The following is a 19,776-nucleotide window of genomic DNA, read 5'->3' as shown; positions in this document are numbered from 1 at the left end:
TCTGTCAGGTACGTTTCCCTTTCTCGCCGAGATCCCAGAACAGGTCCCCCATGAGCGCAAGGGTCGGCTTTGTTGGCGAGGAAGAGCTTTTTGGGTGCCCGGGAGATGCGCCTCCAATGCAAAGCTTGCATTGGATGGCCGGGAGAACGCGAACTAGCCTGCTGCTCGCATGACGGAGACTTTTCAGATGAAATGCCTGCCTGCCCTTCTTGCCGCCATTTGCTTTGGTCTCGTCCCGACTACCGCTGCCATCGCCGCCGGCACGGCCGATCTCCTCATCAGCGGAGGGACGATCTACACCGGCGCCGACGAGGCTCCGTTCGCCGGCGACGTCGCGGTGAGCGGCGACAGGATCGTCTATGTCGGCCCGCATGCCGGCGCGCCGGCGGCAAAGGCCAGCATCGACGCACAGGGCATGATCGTCGCGCCCGGGTTCATCGACGTCCACACCCATCCCGAAAGCTATATCCGATCGGGCGATGCGGCCAAGCGGCTGAATGCGCCATGGCTGATGCAGGGCGTTTCGACCATCTTCATCGGCGTCGACGGCAGGGGTACGCCCAACGTCGCGGCCGATCAGGCCGAGCTCGAGGCGCAAAAGGTCGGCACCAACATCGTCAGCTATGTCGGCTTCGGTGCGGTCCGCGAGGCGGTGCTGGGCCATGATGCCCGCGCGCCTTCGCCTGATGAACTGGAACGCATGAAGGCGCTGGTTGCCAAAGCGATGTGCGAAGGCGCCATCGGCCTTTCCGCCGGGCTGTTCTACGCTCCGCAGAGTTTTGCCAGGACCGAGGAAGTGGTGGCGGTGGCGAAGGAAGCCGCGCGCCGCGGCGGCATCTACGACACCCACCAGCGCGACGAGAGCTCGTATTCCATTGGTCTGATGAATTCCGCGAAGGAGGTGCTCCAGATTGGCCGTGAGGCGGAGATGCCGGTGCATTTTGCGCATCTGAAGGCGCTCGGCGTCGACCTGCAGGGCCAAGTGCCGGAAGTGATCCGCCTGATCGAGGCGGCGCGCGCGGCGGGCCAGAAGGTGACGGCGGATCAATATCCGTGGCTGGCGTCGAGCACGAGCCTCGATGCGGCGCTGGTGCCGCGCTGGGCGGTCGATGGCGGCTATGCGGCGATGATCAAACGTTTCGACGATGCGGCACAGATGGCGAAAATCCGCGACGAGATGATGGAGAATTTGCGACGCCGCGGCGGCGCGGACTCGATCCTGCTGACCAGCGTCGATCGGGAATGGACGGGAAAGCGGCTGTCGGAAATGGCCGAGGCGTGGAAGGTCGAGCCGGTCGACGCCGCGGTGCGCATCCTGCGCGCCAACCCGCGCGACTCGATCGCTTCCTTCAACATGATCGACAGCGATGTCGACCTCGTGATGAAGCAGCCATGGGTCGTCACCGGCTCCGACGGCACCGACGGCCATCCCCGGCAATTCGCCACCTTTCCGCGCAAATACGCCGTCTACGTCAGGGAGCGCCAGGTCATCGATTTGAAGACGTTCATCCGTCAGTCCACCGGGCTGTCGGCCGACATCTTCAAGCTCGACCGCCGCGGCTATCTGCGGCCGGACTATTTCGCCGATGTCGTGGTGTTCGACCCGGCCCGCTACGCGCCGAAGGCGGACTATGTGCGCCCGCGCGAGCTGACCGTCGGCGTGCACACGCTATTGGTCAACGGCGCGCCGGCGATCCAGGACGGCCAACTGACGACGGCGGCCAGCGGCCGCGCGCTCAAGCGCACGCCGGCGCCGGGGACTTGTCCGTAGAGATCGCCCGAGGGCCTTTCAAATGACGACCTGATTATGAACGTTGTATCAAAGGAGCGCGCCACAACAGAGGTACCGGTCGCTGCGCGCCGCCCCTGATCAATACCGAGGAACAGATCGCCGATATCTTTGCTGCCATCGGCCGTGCATTGAACAGCATCAGCTGACGGCCGACCTCTCAAAGTGCCGCCACCGTTGCAAGGCCGTGCTCCGCGGCCTCGAGCGCAGCGGCGATGTCGGTCTCGGTATGAACGGCGCAGAGGGACATGTTGTGCTTGGGATGGAAGTAGGCTCCCCTTGCAAGCACCAGCAGCGGCATGTTGCAGAAGAGTTCGACGTAACAGAAGCCGAACCAGTTGGCGCCTTTCGACAGCAGCGTGCGCATCACCCCGACGATCAAGCCCGTGATGAGCGCCCCGCGCGAACGCGCCAGTTATGGATGTCCCGGCGCCTATGCAAATGTCCGGCCACCCCTGTGTCAAGAGTGGCCGGACATGATCCCGATCGAAAGATCGAGGTTTTATCTTACTTGTAGTCGTCCGGATTGGGCGAATCCGTCGGCTTGGCGAACTCGTTCTTCAGCTCGGCCGAGATCGGGGTGTTGAGATTCAGCCCCTTCGGCGGGATCTTCTGCGTGAACCACTTGTCGTAGATCTTTTGCGCCTCGCCGGAGGTGTAGAGCGCCGCGGTCGCGGCATCGACGACCTTCTTGAAGGCCGCGTCGTCCTTGCGCAGCATGATGCCGTAGGGCTCCGGCTTGGAGAACGCATCCTTGGAGATCTCGTAGTCGCCCGGCGACTTCGAGCCGGCGACGAGGCTCGCGAGCAGGATGTCGTCCATGACGAAGGCGACCGCGCGGTCGGTCTCGACCATCAGGAAGGCCTCGGCGTGGTCTTTGGCCGGGATGATGTTGGCGCTGAGCTTCTTCTCGACGTTGGCCTCGGTGAGCTGCTTGATGTTGGTGGTGCCCGCGGTCGAGACCACCGTCTTGCCCTTGAGGTCGTCGATCGACTTCAGACCGCTCGACTTCTTGAAGACGTAGCGGCTGGCGGTCAGATAGTGGGTGTTGGTGAAGGCGACCTGCTTCTGGCGCTCGGCGTTGTTGGTGGTCGAGCCGCATTCGAGGTCGATGGTGCCGTTGGCCATCAGCGGGATGCGGGTCGCCGAGGTCACCGGGTTGAGCTTGACCTCGAGCTTGTCGAGCTTGAGCTCCTTCTTCACGGCGTCGACGATCTTGTAGCAGATGTCCATCGCGAACCCGACGGGCTTCTGGTTGTCATCCAGATAGGAGAACGGGATCGAGGAGTCGCGGAAGCCCAGCGTGATGGCGCCGGTGTCCTTGATGTTCTTCAGCGTGCCGGTCAGCTCCTGGGCCCCAGCCTGGCTGACGGCGAAAGTCGCGGCGAGCGCGAGCCCAATGCTACGGAAATGTTTCACTTTTTTGTCCCCTTTCAGGATGATGCGTGCGGGATGCAAGCACAAATCGGCTTGGATTAGAATGTGACTTTCGGCGAGATCGAGGCTCAGGTTAACGGCTCAGTTTAGCGGGGTTTTGCCAGGGGTCCTGGCAACTGGCCGAGATCCCAGAACAGCCCGGCCATCACCGTCAAGGCCTCCTCGGTCAGAGGCAGCAGGATGTGCTCATTGGGCGCATGCTGGGAACAGCCGGGATAGGAGTGCGGGACCCAGATCGTCGGCAGGCCCAGGATCTCGGAAAATACGTCGTTGGGCAGCGAGCCGCCGAAATTCGGCAGCACCGCGGGCGTCTTGCCGGTGGTCTCTTTCACCGAATCCGCCGCCCATTTGATCCAGGGACTGTCGAAATCGGTGCGCGATGCAGCAAAGCTCTGCGCCGCCCGCACCTCGACCATCGGAAAGCCGTGTTCGACCAGATGGGCGCGGATCGCGTCGATCAGGCCGTCGATCTTGGTGCCGACCACGAACCGCAGTTGCAGCACGGCGTTGGCGTGGCCTGGAATGGCGTTGGCCGGCTTCTCGATATTGCCCGACGACATCGCCAGCACTTCCAGCGTATTCCAGGCATAGAGCCGTTCGGCGGCCGAAAGACCTTCCTCGCCCCAGTTCTCGGCCAGCGCGGGCTCGTCCGCACTCGGCAACACCTGCACGTCGGCGAGATAGGAGCGGATCTGGTTGGTGAGGCGCGGCGGCTTCAGGGCGTCGAGCTGGAGGCGGCCGTGACCGTCGACCAGCGTTGAGATCGCATTGACCAGAATGGTCGCGGGATTGGCCAGCACGCCGCCCCAATTGCCGGAATGGTGGCCGCCGTCGCGCAAATTCACATCCAGATGGATGCGGATGCCGCCGCGGCAGCCCAGGAACAGCGTCGGACGTTCCGCGGACAGGCGCGGCCCATCGGAGGCCATGAACAGATCGGCCTTGAGCGCGTCACGGTTGAGATCGCAGACCTTGCCGAGATCGGGCGAGCCGATCTCCTCGCCCATCTCCACGATGAACTTGGCATTGAAGGCGAGCTTGCCGCCGCGGGCATCGCGCACCGCGCGGAGTGCCGCCATGTTGATGCTGTGCTGACCCTTGTTGTCGGCGGTCCCGCGGCCATAAAGGCGCGTACCCGAAACCGTGGTGCGCCAGGGATCGCGGCCGTCGCGCCACTCGCCTTCCATCCCATCGACGACGTCGCCATGGCCATAGACCAGCACCGTGGGCACTGAGGCGCTCTCGTGATGCTCGGCGAACAGGAACGGCGCCTTGCCGCTCGGGGATTCGACGATGCGGCTGGTGAAGTCGAGCGCGGCAAAAGCCGGCTGCATCTCCTGTTCCAGATAGGCACGCAACTCGGGGCCGCGTGACGGATTCTGGCTCTCGGTCTTGAAGGCGACGCGGCGGTCGAGCTCGGCGAGGAAGGCGCCTGATGTAAAATCCTCACGGGCGCGGGCGATGGCGTCGGCTCTGGTCATGACTTGCTTTTCGAGACGTTGAGGCGAAGGACCTTACCCGATACGAGCTGGCCTTCGAAAGTGGCGGGGACTTGGATAGTTCTTGCGGTTGGCTTGTACTTCTCTTGTCGTTCTCTTGCACTTCCCTTGCACTTCTCTTGGGATTTCGTCCTTGCATCCCCGGGATTGGCTTGCCAAGCGCAGCAGCGCCGCTGATTTTGGCCTTGCCAAGCGCAAGCGATATGCAAGAACTTCGCCAAGTAGGACATCAAGTTGAGCGTCAAGTTCGGGGCGCACATCTACCATTCGAAGAGCGCTCAGTACAGGGCGCCGGGGAGCCAGCATGGCCAAAGAGATCAGACTCAACGCATTTGCGATGAATTGTGTCGCACACCAGTCACCCGGCCTCTGGACCCATCCGCGCGACCGCACCGCCGAATATAATCGCCTGCCCTACTGGATCGATCTCGCCAAGACTCTGGAGCGCGGCCGTTTCGACGGGCTGTTCCTCGCCGACGTGCTCGGGGTCTACGACGTCTATGGCAACAGCCCTGACGCGGCCTTGCGCAACGCAGCGCAGACGCCGTCGAACGAGCCGCTGCTGCTGCTCTCGGCAATGGCGGCCGTCACGCAAAATCTCGGCTTCGGCGTCACGAGCAATCTGTCGTTCGAGCCGCCCTATCCGTTCGCGCGGCGAATGTCGACGCTCGATCACCTCACTGAAGGGCGGATCGGCTGGAACGTCGTCACCGGCTATCTCGACAGTGCCGCGCGCGGCGCCGGCAAGGACAAGCAGACCGGGCACGACGACCGCTACGACATCGCCGACGAATATATGGAGGTCGTCTACAAGCTCTGGGAAAGCAGTTGGGAGGACGACGCCGTGCTGCGCGACCGCGAGCGCGGCATCTTCACCGATCCGAGCAAGGTTCACCGCATCAATCATGAGAGTGCGAACTACCGCATCAACAACACCATCCATCTCAGCGAGCCCTCGCCGCAGCGCACGCCGGTGCTGTACCAGGCCGGCACCTCGCCGCGTGGCCGGCAGTTCGCAGCCAAGCACGCCGAATGCGTCTTCATGTCGGGACCGTCGGCCAAGATCATCGCGCCGCGCGTCGCTGCGATCCGCCAGGAAGCCGCCGCACTCGGCCGCAACCCGGCGGAGATTTTGATGTTCAACATGATGACGATCATCCTCGGCAATACCGAGGCTGAAGCTGCGGCGAAATATGCCGACTACCGCTCGCACATCAATCCGGAAGGCGCGCTCGCCCTGATGTCGGGATGGACCGGCATCGATTTCTCCGGCTACGAGCTCGACCAGCAGGTGCGTCACGTGCAGAACGATGCCGGCCGCAGCGCCCTCGACAACGTCACGCGGGGCGATCCGGACCGCGTCTGGACCGTGCGCGACGTCATCGAGCATGTCGGCATCGGCGGCGCCGGCCCGGTCGTGGTCGGCACGCCCGAAAGCGTCGCCGACAAGATCGAGGACTGGTTCGAGAAGACCGACGTCGACGGCCTCAACGTCGCCTTCGCGATCTCACCCGGCGATTTCGAGGACATCTCCGACATGCTGGTGCCGGAGCTGACGCGGCGCGGAAGGTACAAGTCGGAATACACGAAGGGCACGTTGCGGGAAAAACTCTTCGGCGGCCGCGCGAGGCTCGATGCACCGCATCCGGCGGCGGGATATCGGGTGGGAAAGAAGGGGTAGGCCCCCGGTGTCGCACCCCCTCGATGTCGTCCCGGCCTAGTACGCAATTGCGCACGGGCGCCGAGACGACAGCGGAGCAGAGGGGCTACACCTTCCCGTCCACCATCACCTCGATCAGCTTCGTCCCCGGCCGGCCAAACGCCGAGGCCAAAGTCGCCTTCAGCTCACGGGGGTCGCTGATCCTGATCGCCTCGCAGCCGAGCGCCTTCGCCACACCGGCGAAATCCACGGGCGGATCGACGAAATCCATGCCGACATAATTGTCGTCGCCGTGGAAGGCCAGCAGGCGCTGCTTGATGATACGGTAGCCGCCATTGTTGGCGATGACGACGTTGAGCGGCAGCTTGTGATGCGCCGCCGTCCACAGCGACTGGATCGAATACATCGCGCTGCCGTCGCCGGAGAAGCACACCACGGGGCGATCCGGGTTGGCGATGCTGGCGCCGACGGAGGCCGGCAGGCCCCAGCCGATGCCGCCGGAGGCAAGGCCGTGATAGCCGAAGCGGTCGCGATGCGGCCGCAGCGCCGTGACCTGGCGGCTCGAGGTGAGGCCTTCGTCGACCAGGATGGCATTCTCCGGCATGGCCTCGACCATTTGCAGCACGAGGAAGTCCGGATCGATGGGGCTGCGGCCGGCGCTCTTGCCGATCTGCTCGACCAGCGCGGCACGGCGTGCGGTCCAGTTCTTCGGCGCAAGCTCGGCGAGGCGCTGCTTGGCGCGGCCCGTGAGCGTCGCGCCGCCTATCTCCTTCAGCACCGGGATCAGCGCGCGCAGCGTCTCCTTCAGGTCCGCCTTCAGCGCGATCTCGGCGCCGTAATTCTTGGCGATCTCCCAATCGACGAGGCCGACCTGCACGATGCCGAGCCCGTCCGGCAGCGCATCGACCTCGCTATAGACCGACATCCGCAGCGGATCGCCGCCGAGCGCGATCAGCAGGTCGTAAGGCGCCAGCGTATCGCGCGCGACCTTCTGCACGCGCGCGAGCGTGCCAACGAAGCTCGGGCTCTCCGAGAGGAAGTGCGAGCCGTAGGGCGTCGAGGACTGGTAGGCGGCAGCGCCGAGCAGCTCTGCGAGTTCGGCCGCCTCCTTGAGCGCGTCGCTCTTCACCACCTCGTCCATGGTGACGATGACGGGGCGCTCGGCCTTCAGCAGCCGCGCGGCAAAGGCTTTCAGCGCTTCGTCCGACGGCTTGACGCGCGCATCGATGCGGGTGGAGCGGCCGAGGTCGATGCCGGCCTCGCTGTTGAGAATGTCGCCTGGCAGCGAGATGAACACCGGGCCGGTCGGCGGCGTCATCGCCACCTTGGCGGCGCGGCGCACGATGCGCGGCAGATCCTCCAGCCGCGTCACCTCGACCGCCCATTTCACCAGCGGCTCGGCCATGCGTACGAGCGGGCCGTACAATACGGGCTCCATCAGGCCGTGGCCCTGCTCCTGCTGTCCCGCGGTGAGGATCATCGGCGTGCCCGTGAACTGGGCGTTGTAGAGCGAGCCCATGGCATTGCCAAGCCCGGGCGCGACATGGACGTTGCAGGCGACGAGCTTGCCGGAGGCCCGGCTGTAGCCGTCGGCGATCGCGACCACCAGGCTCTCCTGCATCGCCATCACATAGGTGAGGTCGGGATGGTCCTTCAGCGCATGCATGATCGGCAGCTCGGTGGTGCCGGGATTGCCGAACAGATGCGTGATGCCTTCGTCCTTGAGCAGCGCGAGAAAGGCGGAGCGGCCGGTGATCTTGTTCTTCATGTTTCCTCCAGGAGCGGACGTTGCCGCAAGGACGGAAGGCATGATGGCCGAATTCTTGCGAGGCGCGCAAGGAAGCGCGCTCATGGCTGCGTTGCGTGAATGCGGCAAACTACGCTCTGGTGTCCCGGACGCGAAGCAGCGCGCAGCGGTGCGGCGCAGAGCCGGGACCTAAATTCACGCAGCGCTCGCCGACGCATGGGCCCGGCTCAGCAGGGCATCACCGCACCAGACGATGCTGTGCATCGCCGGGGAGGCGCTGCGCTGCGTCCGGGGCACGAGAGCTGAACGCGGCTCGCGCTACATCTCCTCACGCCCCAGCCCGAACGGATCCTCGCCGCCCGCGCGCTTTTTCTTTTTCGAGCGCTGCCAGACCACGCCCGGAAAGCCCTTCAGCGGCACCAGCGGCTCGCCGGTATAGGCCCATTCCTGCAGCTCTTCGATCCCGATGTGATAGAGCGGCTGCCGGCCGGTGCGTTCTCTGAACAGAGCACGGGGGATGTTGACCATATGCGGCCCGCGCGGACGCTCATAGGCGATCGGCGTGCCGCAATGCGAGCAGAAGCTGCGGGTGGTCTTGGTCGCCTTGTCCTCGTAGCGCGTCAGCGCCGTTTTCCCTGACGTGATGCGAAAGCGTTTCTTCCAGCTGCCGACATAGGTCGCATAGGCCGCGCCATGGGCACGGCGGCTCGCGGCGGAATGATCGTGCCACGCCCAGCGCGCGGGGGTGTCGATCTCGAAGCTGACCTTGCCGCAGAGACATTGGCCGGTGGCGATCCCTGCGGCGGCTGCGGCTTTGGCCATGGACGTCTCTCCGTCGTCATGTACGCGATATACGCTTGTCATTGCGGGGCACGACGACGTCGCGAGCCCGGAATCCATCGAACAGCAAGCCAGGACGTGAGATGGATTCCGGGCTCGACGCTTCGCGTCGCCCAGGAATGACTGGTCAGGCCGGCGTCAGCTCGTCATAAACAGGGTAGTCCGTATACCCCTTCTCCTCGCCGCCATAGAACGTCGCGCGGTTGTACGGCGTGATCGGGTAGCCGTGCGCGAGGCGCCGCGGCAGATCGGGATTGGAGATGAAGATGCGGCCGAACGCGATGATGTCCGCATGGCCGTCGGCAATCGCGGCATTCGCGGTCTCGCCGGTAAAGCCGCCGGCGGTCATCAGCACGCCGCTGTAGAGCGGTCGGAATAGCACCATGGCCGACGGCACGTTCTCCCAATGGACGTCGGCACGGCCCGCGCCGCTGGAGCGCGGCTCGATGAAATGCAGATAAGCGAGGCCAAGCTTGTCGAGCGCCTTCACCACATGCGTGTAGAGCGGCATCGGATCCGGCTCGCCGGAATCATTGGCGATGCCGTGGGGCGAGAGCCTCACGGCGACGCGGTTCGCGCCGCAGACGTCGATCGCAGCCTGCGTGACCTCGAGCAAGAGCCGCGCGCGGTTCTCGATCGAACCGCCATATTGATCGGTGCGCTGGTTGCTGCGCGACTGCAGGAACTGCTCGAGCAAATAGCCGTTGGCGCCGTGGATCTCGACACCGTCGAAACCGGCGGCGAGCGCGTTCTTCGCGCCTTGCCTGAAGGCCTCGACAATCCCCTTGACCTCCTCGGTCTCCAGGGCGCGCGGCGTCTCATAGTCGGAGATCTTGCCGTCGGCCGTCATCGCCTTCATCCCGGCCGCCTTGATCGGGATCGCCGAAGCCGAAACCGGCAGCTCGCCGCCATGGAACGAGGAATGCGAGACGCGGCCGACATGCCAGAGCTGGAGGAAGATGATGCCGCCCTTGGCGTGCACCGCATCGACCACCTTGCGCCAGCCGTCGATCTGCGCCTGCGAATAAATGCCTGGAGTCGCCGGGTTGCCGCGGCCGTGCGACAGCACCGGCGAGGCTTCGGCGATGAGCAGGCCGCCGGGCGTCGCGCGCTGGGCATAATATTCGGCGTTGAGCGGCCGCGGCGAAAAGCTCTCGCGCTCGGCCCGCATGCGCGTCAACGGCGCCATCGCGACGCGATGCGCAAGCTTGTACGGACCGACCTGCAACGGCTTAAACAACGCTTCGAATTTCATGCTGGCCCCGGATGTGTATGAAAGAATGCAGATCATAGTGCGAGGGGCGGCACCGGAAAAGGTACCGCCCCCAAGCAGATATCCTCCCTCGCGGAACGCGAGAGCGCGCCCTTACGCCGTCTTGATCCAGACCGCCTTCACGTTGAGATATTCCTCGACATGCTGCTTGCCGGACTCGCGGCCGTAGCCGCTCATCTTGTAGCCGCCGAACGGCACGGCCGGGTCCATCGCCTGGTAGCAGTTCACCCACACTGAACCTGCGCGCATTGACTTTGCAACCGCATGCGCCTTGCTGACGTCGCGGGTCCACAGGCCGGAACCGAGGCCGAAGGTGGTGTTGTTGGCGCGCTTGACCAGCTCGTCCATGTCCTTGAACGCGATCGCGGAGATGACGGGACCAAAGATCTCCTCCTGCGCGATGCGCATGTTGTCCTGGACGCCCGCGAACACCGTCGGCGAGACGAAGAAGCCTTTCGACAGGGCGCCTTCAGTCACCCGGCCGCCGCCGGCGAGAGCGCGTGCGCCTTCCTTCTGGCCGATGTCGAGATAACCGGTGACGCGCTCGAGCTGCTGCTCGGAGACCAGCGGGCCGATCTGCACGTTGGGATCGAGACCGTTGCCGACCTGCAGCTTCTTGCCGAACTCGGCGACGCGGCCGACGAACTCCTCGTAGATCGCCTGCTCGACGAACAGACGCGTGCCAGCGCTGCAGATCTGGCCGGAATTGGCGAACACCGCCATCGCAGCACCCGGCACGGCGGCATCGAGATCGGCATCGGCAAACACGATGTCCGGTGATTTGCCACCCAACTCCAGCGAGACGCGCTTGAGATTGCCGGCGGAGGCGCGGATGATCGACTGGCCCGTGACGTGCGAGCCCGTGAAGGCGACCTTGTCGACGTCATGATGCGAGGCGAGCGCGGCACCCGCGGTCTCGCCATAGCCGGGCACAACGTTGACGACGCCCGGGGGAATGCCGGCTTCCATCGCCAGCTCGGCGATGCGCAGCGAGGTCAGCGGCGCCTCTTCCGCAGGCTTGAGCACCACGGTGCAGCCGGTCGCGATCGCGGGACCGATCTTCCAGATCGTCGCGGTGAGCGGCCCGTTCCAGGGAATGATGGCGCCGACGACGCCGATCGGCTCCTTCAGCGTGTAGGAGAAGATTTCGCCCGGCAGCGAATTCTCGATGGTCTCGCCGTGGATCGCGGTGGTCTGGCCGGCATAGTAACGCAGCATGCCGACGGCGCGCAGACGATAGGCACGGGTGCGGCTGAGCGGCGCGCCCATGTCGAGCGTGTCGAGCTGCGACAATTCGTCAAAATTCTTCTCGACGAGGTCGGCAAGCTTGAGGAGCAGGTTCTGCCGCTCGAACGGCTTGACCTTGCTCCAGGGACCTTCGAAGGCACGGCGGGCGGCGGCGACCGCACGATCGATGTCTTCCTTGTCACCCTCGGCGACGGTTGCGAGCAGCTCGCCCGTTGCGGGATTGCGCGTCTCGAAGCGCTTGCCCGAGGCTGCGTCGACCCATTTCCCGTCGATCAGCATCTGCTTGTAGGACCCGTTGGCGAACGGATGGCGCGTGATCGGAATAGCCTGCGACACAGCCATGGCTGCACTCCCTGTCAAATGATTGATTGGTTCGATCTGGGCGGGATCGTTGCGTCGAAGGATACCGCGGTGCCGGATAGGCGTAAAGGCAGCGCGGAACGAGGACCTCCCATGCCGACTTGTGCAGGGTCGCGCAGCCGCCATGTTATAGCTCGCGCAAATCCCTCTTGCGGAGACGCACCATGCCCCATCCCGCCATCGTCAAAGACAATGTTGCCGTGATCACCGGGGGCGCGTCCGGCATCGGATTTGCCGCTGCCGTCGCCTTTGCGCGCGCGGGAATGAAGCTGTGTATCGTCGATGTCGACGAGCCCCGGTTGGCAGAAGCTGCAGCAAGACTGTCATCCGTCACCACTGCCGCAGATGTGATAACCTTCGCGGTCGATGTCAGCAAGGCCGACAGCGTGACGGAACTGGAGCGCGTGGTGCGCGAGCGGTTCGGCGGCACCGACGTCCTGATGAACAATGCCGGCATCCAGCCCGGCAGCACGCTGTTCGGCGAGCCCGACCATTGGCAGCGCATCATCGGCGTCAACATGTGGGGCATCATCAACGGCTCGCGCATCTTCGCACCGGGCATGATCGCGCGCGGCAGGCGCGGCCTCATCATCAACACCGGCTCGAAGCAGGGCATCACCACGCCGCCGGGCGATCCCGCCTACAATGTCTCCAAGGCCGGGGTGAAAGCGTTCACTGAGGCGCTCCAGCATGAGCTGCGCAACACGAAGGACTGTCGCATCACAGCGCACCTGCTGATCCCCGGCTTCGTGTTCACCGGCCTCACCGCGAAGGGCCGCACCGAAAAGCCGGCCGGCGCTTGGACGCCGGAACAGACGGTCGATTTCATGCTGGCGCGGCTGGAGGCCGGCGATTTCTACATCCTGTGCCCGGACAACGACGTGCCACGCGCGCTCGACGAGAAGCGCATGCTGTGGGCCGCCGGCGACATCGTCGAGAACCGCCCGCCACTGTCACGCTGGCATCCGGATTATGCGGATGCGTTCAAGAGGTTTGTGGAGGGGGAGTGACCGCCCTCCTTCTCCCTTGTGGGAGAGGGAACAAGCCTACAGCGTCTCCTGCTGGTGCCCGCAATTCTTGCAGGCGAACTTGACCCGGCTCTGGCCCTTCTCCGCCTGCACCCGGTTCGGCGCGCCGCACTTGCCGCAGACGGCCTCGATGCGGGTCGTGCCCTGCTTGACGACGATGGACTTCTTTTCCATGGATTCGCGGATCAGGCGCTCGGCCTCCTCACGCAGCGATTGTTTCGACAAAGCTCGTCTCCGCCTCTGGAAAGCGCGCGAGCCATATCGCACCTGCGGCCGGAGCACAATGCGGGATGCGGATCGATGACGCCGAAAGCCGCGGGGCGCTGTTCCGCGGCTCTCTTGCGCGTCGTCAGGATCAGGCGCGTCGCTTACGCGGCTTTGGAAACCTCCATCAGCAGCCGCTCGGCCTTCGCGTCCTCTATGCGATTGACCAGCCGGCTGCTCTCGTGATTGTCGCGCACGGTCTTGGTGAGGGTGATGCAGGTCTGGATCAGCATGACGATACCCATGGTGAGATAGCCTTTCATCCAGAAATCGATCGGCAGGAAAAAGACGCCGATGGCGACGAGGAAGGCGGAGGCTGCGAAGGACGCATAGGTGAAGGTCACCCAGGCGCTGCTGTGGGGCTGGCCGTTCTGGTTCATGATGGTCTCCTGTGTTGCTGCGATGATGATGGGTTGGGATCAGGCTGCCGGCGCGCGCCTTGACTTCAGCCGTGCGAGCACGTCGTCCGCGGTGGTTTTCAGCCGCGGGCCAAAGCCTTGCTCGGCGAGCCTCTCGGCGGTCGCGATGGGACCTGTGGCCGCATCGAGCTCGACCAGCGCATCGTCGGCAGCCTGCGCTTCCATCTGCCGATCGCGCAGACGCCGCAACGTGCTCTCCGCCTCCGGCAGCGTGGATTCGTAGGGACGCGCCGCCTCGATGCCGCTGCGGCGAAGCGAGCGCACGGCTTCCGAAGCGCGGGCCAGACGGCGGCCGCGATCGAGCTCGGTGATGCGGGCCTGCGCACTTGCAACATGCCGCTTCAGGCGGGCGATTTCGGTCGCGAACAACGCACGGGCCGTCATCGCGGCATCCCGGTCGGCCTCCAGGCCGGCGATGGCTTCGGCGGCCTCCTTGGCGAGATCCTCACGACCGCCGTCGAGCGCCGCAACCGCGCGGGTTTCGAGATCGGTAATGCGGGCAATTGTCGCGTCCAGCTTGCGGCCCTCCTGCTGGTCCTGCGCAATCGCCAGTGCCAGCGTTCGCTTGCTGCGCTCGACGGCGGCTGCCGCATCGCGCATCTGCTGGTCGAGAATGAGGAGGGCCGTCCGGTCCTCCAGCTCCTCGCCGGCGGCGGCGACGCTGCCGCGGAAAAGTGTCACGACGGTCTTGAACATCTGCTGCTCCCTGTTATGAGCGTTGCTCACAAACCGTTTGTAGCAGCAAATTTGAACATAGTTCAATAATATTTTGAGCAGCGCTCAAAGAATTTTGCAGTTGATGTCTAAGACCTTGGAACGAAGAGAGAAACTTCGATCAGCTCTGATCCTGGCGGCGGAGCGGATGATCGCCGACCGTGGCTTGTCCGGCCTGAAAACCCGGGATCTCGCCCGCGAGATCGGCTGCGCCAATGGCGCGGTCTACAATCTCGTGGCTGACATGGACGAGCTGATCCTGCGTGTGGGCTCGCGCACGCTGCTCCGGCTTGATGGGGCACTCAGTGCCGCGGTCAGCGCCGGCGAGCCATCCCCGCAGGAGACGCTGGTCCGCATCGCCATCGCCTATTGCGATTTCGCGGCCGAGAATCTCCAGCTCTGGCGCGCGCTGTTCGAGCACCGCATGGAGGCCGACAAGACTGTCCCCGACTGGTCGGTCCAGGATCAGATGCAGCTGTTCCGCCACATCTACCAGCCGCTGGCCATGCTGTTTCCAAAGCGCAACCACGAAGAGCTCGGCATCACGGCGCGCAGCCTGTTCTCGGCAGTGCACGGCATGGTCGCGCTGGGACTGGAGCAGAAGCTGGTCGCCGTGCCGCTGCCAGCGCTGCGCGAGGAGATCGCGGGCCTCGTGCGCGCGATGATCGACGGATTGATCGCACGCCAGCGGTAGCGCTTCACGGCGGAATCCGACCACCCCGCGCGCCTCGGCGCGCGGAGCGGTCACGTCGCAAGTCTCAAGCCGCCTTGCCGGCCCGCAGGCGATCCAGCACCGGCAACAGTTCCGACGGATCAGGACGGCGCGTGTAGTCCGGATTCACCTCCGCATAGGCGATGATTCCGTCGCGGCCGATGACGTAACGCGCCGGCATCGGCAGCACCCAGGCCGGATCGTCGTTGAACGTCGGCAGGTCGTTCTTGAACGCTTTGTAGAGCGCGACGAGCTCGGCCGGCAGCGCAAAGCGAACGCCGAAGGCCTCCGCGACCGCACTCCTGACGTCGCTCAGAATCGGGAACGACAGCTTGTTGTCGCGCTCCGATTTCCGGCTGTTCGGCGCAGTCTGCGGCGAGATCGCAACCAGGCTGGCACCGCGGGCGACGATCTCCGGCAGCGCCTCCTGCAGCGCCTGGAGCTCGAGATTGCAATAAGGACACCAGGCGCCGCGATAGAACGACACGACCAGCGGTCCCTTGGCGAGCAGCTCGCGCAAGGCGACCGGCTTGCCCTCGGGGTCTTTCAAGGTGAAATCCGGCGCGGCATCACCGGCCTTTTTTGCGCGCTGCATCTGACCGCTCGCGATCAGCTCGGCGGTCGCGCGGTGCATGATGTCGAGCACCTCGCGGCTGGGCTTGAGCGGCAGGCGGCCGCCTTCGAAATCGGCTTTGAATGCATCGAGCTTGTCTTGCAGGGCCACGGCGAAACTCCATCGATTGCTGTTGGCCGGCCCTATCTGGATCATTCGGCAGCGCGAGGGTATACCGCTCGGACGCAGAAGATTTATTTGGAATACAAATGAGTGATCGGCTTCAGGAAATGGCGGTGTTCGTCCGGGCCGCCGAATGCGGCAGTTTTTCCAAGGCTGCCCGCGAACTTGGCCTGTCTCAGCCTTCGGTGTCCCGCATCATCAGCGAATTGGAGGCGCGGCTCGACGTCAAGCTGCTGCTGCGGACCACGCGTCGCATCACCGTGACCGACGCCGGGGCGCTCTTCCTCACGCGCGCGCGTGAGGTCCTCGCCGACATCGAGGACGCCGAGGACGCGGCGCGCGGAATCGACTCGCTGCGCGGGACCATCCGCATCGCAATGCCCATCATGTACGGCATGCGGCAGATCATTCCGCATCTGCGGAAATTCCTGGCGATGCATCCGTTACTCCACGTCGAGCTGTCGGTGGTCGACGAACGGCAGAATCTCGTTGCCGAAGGCGCCGACCTCGCCATCCGCCTCGGCGAACTCGACGATTCCGCGTTCGGCGCACGCAAGCTCGAAACCTTGCAGCGTCTCCTGGTGGCGTCCCCCTCCTATCTCGCCGCGCGCGGCACGCCGAAAACGCCGGCCGATCTCGCTTCACATGATTGCATCTTCGGACCCGGTCATTCCGGCCGGGCGAGTTGGGTGTTCACGCGCAACGGCGCGGAAACGTCGGTGGACGTGCGCGGCCGCATCCACACCGACTCGGGTCCGGGCGTGTTCGCCTGCGCCCTGGCGGGCCTCGGCATTTCGATGGCAACGTCGGTGATGGCCGCCCCCGAGATCAAGTCGGGCGCGCTGGTCCCGTTGTTGAAAGGCTACAAGGCCTCGCCGCTCTCCGTGCATGCCGTCTTCCCGGGTGGCCCACGTCCTTCCAGCAAGATACGGGCCCTGGTCGACTACCTGGCGGAGGAGTTGAGATAGGCTGCAAGGCCCAGACCTCGCTCGACATGCAGGAGAGCTAATGCGTACCGACGATGCGGATCACGCCTGACGCCGTGCGCGCCTGCTCGGTCGAAAAGCCCCGTGCCAGCCGCGCCGCGCTCGCATTCAGCATCATGACATCGAGCTTGCCCTGCCGCGCCCCGTCCAGGGCGCAGGCGAAGACGCGGTAGAACTGGGCGCCGTCATAGGCGACCAGCAGCAAATCGACGCCGGCATTGACCGCTTCGACCACGGCCTTGCAGACGTCGTTCTGGTAGATCGCGCCCATCACGAGGTCGTCGGTCATCACCACCCCCTGATAGCCCCATGTCTGCCGGAGGATGCCTTCGACGACGCGTTTCGAATGCGATGCGGCGCGATCGGGATCGACCGCGGTGAGCGTGACATGGCCAACCATGAGCGCGCTGCGCGAATGCGACAGCACCTCGCGGAACGGAAGCCAGTCGGATGCCTCGAGCTCCTTCACCGGCGTGTCGAGATTGGCGCTGAAATGATGCGTGTCGGTGCGCACGCGGCCGATGCCGGGAAAATGCTTGAGCGTGGCACCGACGCCGGATTCTTCCAACCCGCGCACATAGGCGCCCGCAATCGTCGAGACGACGGCCGGATCGGTCGCGATCGCGCGCTGGCCGATCAGCGTGTGGAAATCGAGCCGGTTGCGCCGCGCCGGCGGCTTGAGATCGAGCACCGGGGCGAGGTTGAGATTGACGCCGAGGCCGGCGAGCTCGCGGCCGTGGATGCGGCCGAACTCTTGCGCCTTGGCCTGCTGGTCGTCGGAAGCAAGCCCGGCGAGCGTCGCCAGGGCCGGCACTTTCGTCAGCGGCGGCGCGAGATGGCCGACGATGCCGCCCTCCTGGTCCGCAGCAACGATCAGCGGCGGCAGGCCCGCTGAGCGCCTGATGTCCTGAAGCGCCGCGATCTCCGCCTGCAGCGCCGCGACGGTCCTGCCACGAATGTTGTGGCGGGTGACATAGACGCCGCCGATCAATCCCTGCTTGGCAAGGCGTGCAACCTCCGGGAAGGAGGAATAGCCGACCATGAAATGAGGCCCGAGATGGCGCGCATCGGCGGCACTGGCACCGAGAACTTCGTGCTTGCGCCACTCGAACTTCAGATGCGCCGCGGTCATCAGGACCGGCGGCAGGCACCAGAGCATGACGAGCAGCTTGCCCGCAATGATGCGCCAACGTCCTTTGCGCAGCAGAAGGATGACGATCGCGATGCTTGCGACGGCAAGCACGATGTTTCCAGCGCCACGCATCACGAGCAGATAGGGATCGTTCTTGTTCGCTGCCGCGAATGCAAGGAGAGGCGCAGCCAGCCAGAGCAGGATGAGACCGATACGACCGAGGAATTGCATGATGCATCACATGTGAGGAGCGGCGAATGCTTCGCACCTATCAAAGCGATTTGCCCCGCGCGAGGGGCAAACGCATGCCTGCACGAAAACTGCAAAAGACTCCTGAAACCATGCAGACGGTGATCCCGCCTTCTGCACAAACGACGTTCAGACTTCGTGATGCCAACCATCACGAAAGGTCTTACCGATATGACAAGTCTGGCTTCGACGATCGTGGAAGAGATCAAGCCGATCGGTCATTCCTCGATCCCGGCCAAGGTCGGCCTCGCGCTGCTGCTGGCCGCACTCGCCGACTGGCTGTTCTACGGGCAGCGGGTCGGACTGTCGCTGACGCTCTTTGCGATCGCGCTCGCCGGCGTATCGGTGCTCGTCAATCGTGCGGCGCTGGACCTGCGTCGCGCCATGATCGGCTCGGCCGTTCTCGCCGTCGGGCTGGTGCCTGTCGTCGAGGAGCTCAACAGTTTGTCGTTCCTGATCCTTGTCGCCTCGATGGCCATTGCGTTGCAGCTCGTGACCAACGCGGAATCGACCGGCCTCGCCGACCGCGTTCGCGCATTGCGCAATTTTGTCCTGCTCGGTCCCTTCAGGTTCTTTCTCGATGCGCCCCAGGCGTTGAACGCGTCGGCATTCACCCGCGGCATCGCGCTCTGGCTGATGCCGGCGGCGCTCAGCGCCGTCTTCGTGGCGCTCTTCGCCGCGGCCAATCCGGTGATCGAGCAATGGCTGTCCTTGCTCAATCCGAAACTTATCCTCGGATATATCAGCATCCCTCGGGTGCTGTTCTGGGCCTTGATGCTGGCGCTGGTCTGGCCGTTCATCCATGTGCGCTGGCGGCGCAAGAAAATCACCGCCGCCGCCGAAGCCGTAGAGCCGCCTCCGCTTCCACCGCTCGTCTCGGCGGAATTTCTTGGTCCCTCCACCATCCTGCGCTCGCTGATCCTGTTCAATCTGCTGTTCGCGGCGCAGTCCATTCTCGACGGCATCTATCTCTGGGGCCATCTGGCGCTGCCCGACAATCTGACCTATGCGGGCTACGCGCATCGCGGTGCCTACCCGCTGATCGTAACCGCCTTGCTCGCCGCGGCCTTCGTGCTGGTGACGATGCGGCCGGGCGGGCCGGCCGAGAAATCGAAGGTCATCCGGCCGCTGGTGTATCTCTGGGTGGGACAGAACGTCCTTCTCGTCGCCTCCTCGATCCTGCGTCTCGACCTCTACGTCGACATCTACATGCTGACCTACTGGCGCATCGCGGCGTTCATCTGGATGGGACTGGTCGCGCTCGGACTGATCCTGATCGTCGCCCGCATCGTCCTCAACCGATCCAACCAATGGCTCGTGGGCGCCAATTTGATCGCGCTCGCGATCTCGCTTTATGGCTGCTCGCTGGTGAACTTCGACGCCTTCATTGCCGACTACAATGTGGCCCACAGCCGGGAAGCTTCGGGCAACGGCCTGCAGATCGACATGAACTATCTCCTGACGCTCGGACCGCAAGCGCTGCCCGCCATCGACAAGGCGATCATGCTTCGACCCGGCACTCCCGAGAGCTGCCTTGTGTCGCGACGCGACCGCCTTGTAGAACAGCAGCGCCAGGATCTGGCCTGGTGGAGCTGGGGCTTCCGGAGCTGGCGGCTGCAGCGCTGGCTGGACGCGCTGGCGAAAGACCCCTCCGGCAGCCGGCCGGTCGGGTGAGCGGAGAGT

The 19,776-nt window shown here is 64.6% G+C and carries 18 protein-coding genes; 6 read left to right on the top strand and 12 right to left on the bottom strand.

Annotated elements, in window-relative coordinates; all coding sequences use genetic code 11:
- Positions 1 to 187 precede the first annotated feature (187 nt).
- Positions 188 to 1,771: an amidohydrolase family protein gene (locus tag ML401_RS05175; RefSeq protein ID WP_285810354.1), complete on the top strand. Its 1,584-nt coding sequence runs from the start codon at positions 188 to 190 to the stop codon at positions 1,769 to 1,771.
- 178 nt (positions 1,772 to 1,949) lie between these two features.
- On the opposite strand, the gene ML401_RS05170 is transcribed toward ML401_RS05175, so the two are convergent.
- The 3 genes from ML401_RS05170 to ML401_RS05160 form a co-directional block, all read right to left on the bottom strand.
- On the bottom strand, positions 1,950 to 2,156 hold the full coding sequence (locus ML401_RS05170; protein ID WP_376717343.1) for a hypothetical protein: 207 nt from the start codon (positions 2,154 to 2,156) through the stop codon (positions 1,950 to 1,952).
- A gap of 140 nt (positions 2,157 to 2,296) precedes the next feature.
- Positions 2,297 to 3,208 (bottom strand): amino acid ABC transporter substrate-binding protein, encoded by a 912-nt coding sequence (locus tag ML401_RS05165; RefSeq protein ID WP_194405972.1) that lies wholly within the window; start codon positions 3,206 to 3,208, stop codon positions 2,297 to 2,299.
- Between the two features lie 104 nt (positions 3,209 to 3,312).
- Positions 3,313 to 4,707 carry a M20 family metallopeptidase gene (locus ML401_RS05160; RefSeq protein WP_285810352.1) on the bottom strand — a complete coding sequence of 465 codons (1,395 nt, stop codon included), beginning with the start codon at positions 4,705 to 4,707 and terminating at the stop codon, positions 3,313 to 3,315.
- A gap of 322 nt (positions 4,708 to 5,029) precedes the next feature.
- On the opposite strand from ML401_RS05160, the gene ML401_RS05155 reads away from it, so the two are divergent.
- Positions 5,030 to 6,406 (top strand): LLM class flavin-dependent oxidoreductase, encoded by a 1,377-nt coding sequence (locus ML401_RS05155; protein WP_285810350.1) that lies wholly within the window; start codon positions 5,030 to 5,032, stop codon positions 6,404 to 6,406.
- A gap of 85 nt (positions 6,407 to 6,491) precedes the next feature.
- Here the strand turns inward: ML401_RS05155 and ML401_RS05150 are convergent, their stop codons facing one another.
- From ML401_RS05150 to ML401_RS05135, 4 genes are all read right to left on the bottom strand, one after another.
- Positions 6,492 to 8,153 (bottom strand): thiamine pyrophosphate-binding protein, encoded by a 1,662-nt coding sequence (locus tag ML401_RS05150; protein ID WP_212065974.1) that lies wholly within the window; start codon positions 8,151 to 8,153, stop codon positions 6,492 to 6,494.
- Between the two features lie 297 nt (positions 8,154 to 8,450).
- A complete protein-coding gene (locus tag ML401_RS05145; RefSeq protein WP_285810349.1) occupies positions 8,451 to 8,954 on the bottom strand; it encodes a GFA family protein in 504 nt (167 codons plus the stop codon).
- 145 nt (positions 8,955 to 9,099) lie between these two features.
- Positions 9,100 to 10,227 (bottom strand): alkene reductase, encoded by a 1,128-nt coding sequence (locus ML401_RS05140; RefSeq protein ID WP_285810348.1) that lies wholly within the window; start codon positions 10,225 to 10,227, stop codon positions 9,100 to 9,102.
- Positions 10,228 to 10,338: 111 nt separating this feature from the next.
- The gene (locus ML401_RS05135) at positions 10,339 to 11,835 is read right to left on the bottom strand and encodes an aldehyde dehydrogenase family protein (protein WP_285810347.1); all 1,497 of its coding nucleotides are present in this window, start codon (positions 11,833 to 11,835) and stop codon (positions 10,339 to 10,341) included.
- A 182-nt stretch (positions 11,836 to 12,017) separates the two neighbouring features.
- Here ML401_RS05135 and ML401_RS05130 point away from each other — a divergent pair, with 182 nt between their 5' ends.
- The gene (locus ML401_RS05130) at positions 12,018 to 12,863 is read left to right on the top strand and encodes an SDR family oxidoreductase (protein ID WP_285810346.1); all 846 of its coding nucleotides are present in this window, start codon (positions 12,018 to 12,020) and stop codon (positions 12,861 to 12,863) included.
- Positions 12,864 to 12,899: 36 nt separating this feature from the next.
- Here the strand turns inward: ML401_RS05130 and ML401_RS05125 are convergent, their stop codons facing one another.
- The 3 genes from ML401_RS05125 to ML401_RS05115 all read right to left on the bottom strand — a co-directional run bounded on the left by ML401_RS05125 (position 12,900) and on the right by ML401_RS05115 (position 14,260).
- The gene (locus ML401_RS05125) at positions 12,900 to 13,106 is read right to left on the bottom strand and encodes a hypothetical protein (protein ID WP_028134265.1); all 207 of its coding nucleotides are present in this window, start codon (positions 13,104 to 13,106) and stop codon (positions 12,900 to 12,902) included.
- 143 nt (positions 13,107 to 13,249) lie between these two features.
- Positions 13,250 to 13,525, bottom strand: a complete 276-nt coding sequence (locus ML401_RS05120) for a YiaA/YiaB family inner membrane protein (RefSeq protein ID WP_063197515.1) — start codon at positions 13,523 to 13,525, stop codon at positions 13,250 to 13,252.
- A gap of 39 nt (positions 13,526 to 13,564) precedes the next feature.
- Positions 13,565 to 14,260, bottom strand: a complete 696-nt coding sequence (locus tag ML401_RS05115) for a PspA/IM30 family protein (protein WP_211418586.1) — start codon at positions 14,258 to 14,260, stop codon at positions 13,565 to 13,567.
- Between the two features lie 103 nt (positions 14,261 to 14,363).
- Here ML401_RS05115 and ML401_RS05110 point away from each other — a divergent pair, with 103 nt between their 5' ends.
- Positions 14,364 to 14,972 (top strand): TetR/AcrR family transcriptional regulator, encoded by a 609-nt coding sequence (locus ML401_RS05110; RefSeq protein ID WP_285810345.1) that lies wholly within the window; start codon positions 14,364 to 14,366, stop codon positions 14,970 to 14,972.
- Between the two features lie 64 nt (positions 14,973 to 15,036).
- Here ML401_RS05110 and ML401_RS05105 read toward each other — a convergent pair whose 3' ends face one another.
- Positions 15,037 to 15,714 (bottom strand): peroxiredoxin-like family protein, encoded by a 678-nt coding sequence (locus tag ML401_RS05105; RefSeq protein WP_285810344.1) that lies wholly within the window; start codon positions 15,712 to 15,714, stop codon positions 15,037 to 15,039.
- A 98-nt stretch (positions 15,715 to 15,812) separates the two neighbouring features.
- On the opposite strand from ML401_RS05105, the gene ML401_RS05100 reads away from it, so the two are divergent.
- Positions 15,813 to 16,694 (top strand): LysR family transcriptional regulator, encoded by an 882-nt coding sequence (locus tag ML401_RS05100; protein ID WP_285810343.1) that lies wholly within the window; start codon positions 15,813 to 15,815, stop codon positions 16,692 to 16,694.
- Between the two features lie 37 nt (positions 16,695 to 16,731).
- Here ML401_RS05100 and ML401_RS05095 read toward each other — a convergent pair whose 3' ends face one another.
- Complete coding sequence (locus ML401_RS05095) at positions 16,732 to 18,075, bottom strand: glycoside hydrolase family 3 N-terminal domain-containing protein (protein ID WP_285810342.1); 1,344 nt, start codon at positions 18,073 to 18,075, stop codon at positions 16,732 to 16,734.
- Between the two features lie 189 nt (positions 18,076 to 18,264).
- On the opposite strand from ML401_RS05095, the gene ML401_RS05090 reads away from it, so the two are divergent.
- Positions 18,265 to 19,767 carry a DUF4173 domain-containing protein gene (locus ML401_RS05090; RefSeq protein WP_285810341.1) on the top strand — a complete coding sequence of 501 codons (1,503 nt, stop codon included), beginning with the start codon at positions 18,265 to 18,267 and terminating at the stop codon, positions 19,765 to 19,767.
- Positions 19,768 to 19,776: the final 9 nt, after the last annotated feature.

Origin of the sequence: Bradyrhizobium sp. 62B (assembly GCF_030272265.2) — a bacterium.
Classification (GTDB): domain Bacteria; phylum Pseudomonadota; class Alphaproteobacteria; order Rhizobiales; family Xanthobacteraceae; genus Bradyrhizobium.
This window is presented reverse-complemented; position numbering and strand designations above follow the sequence as displayed.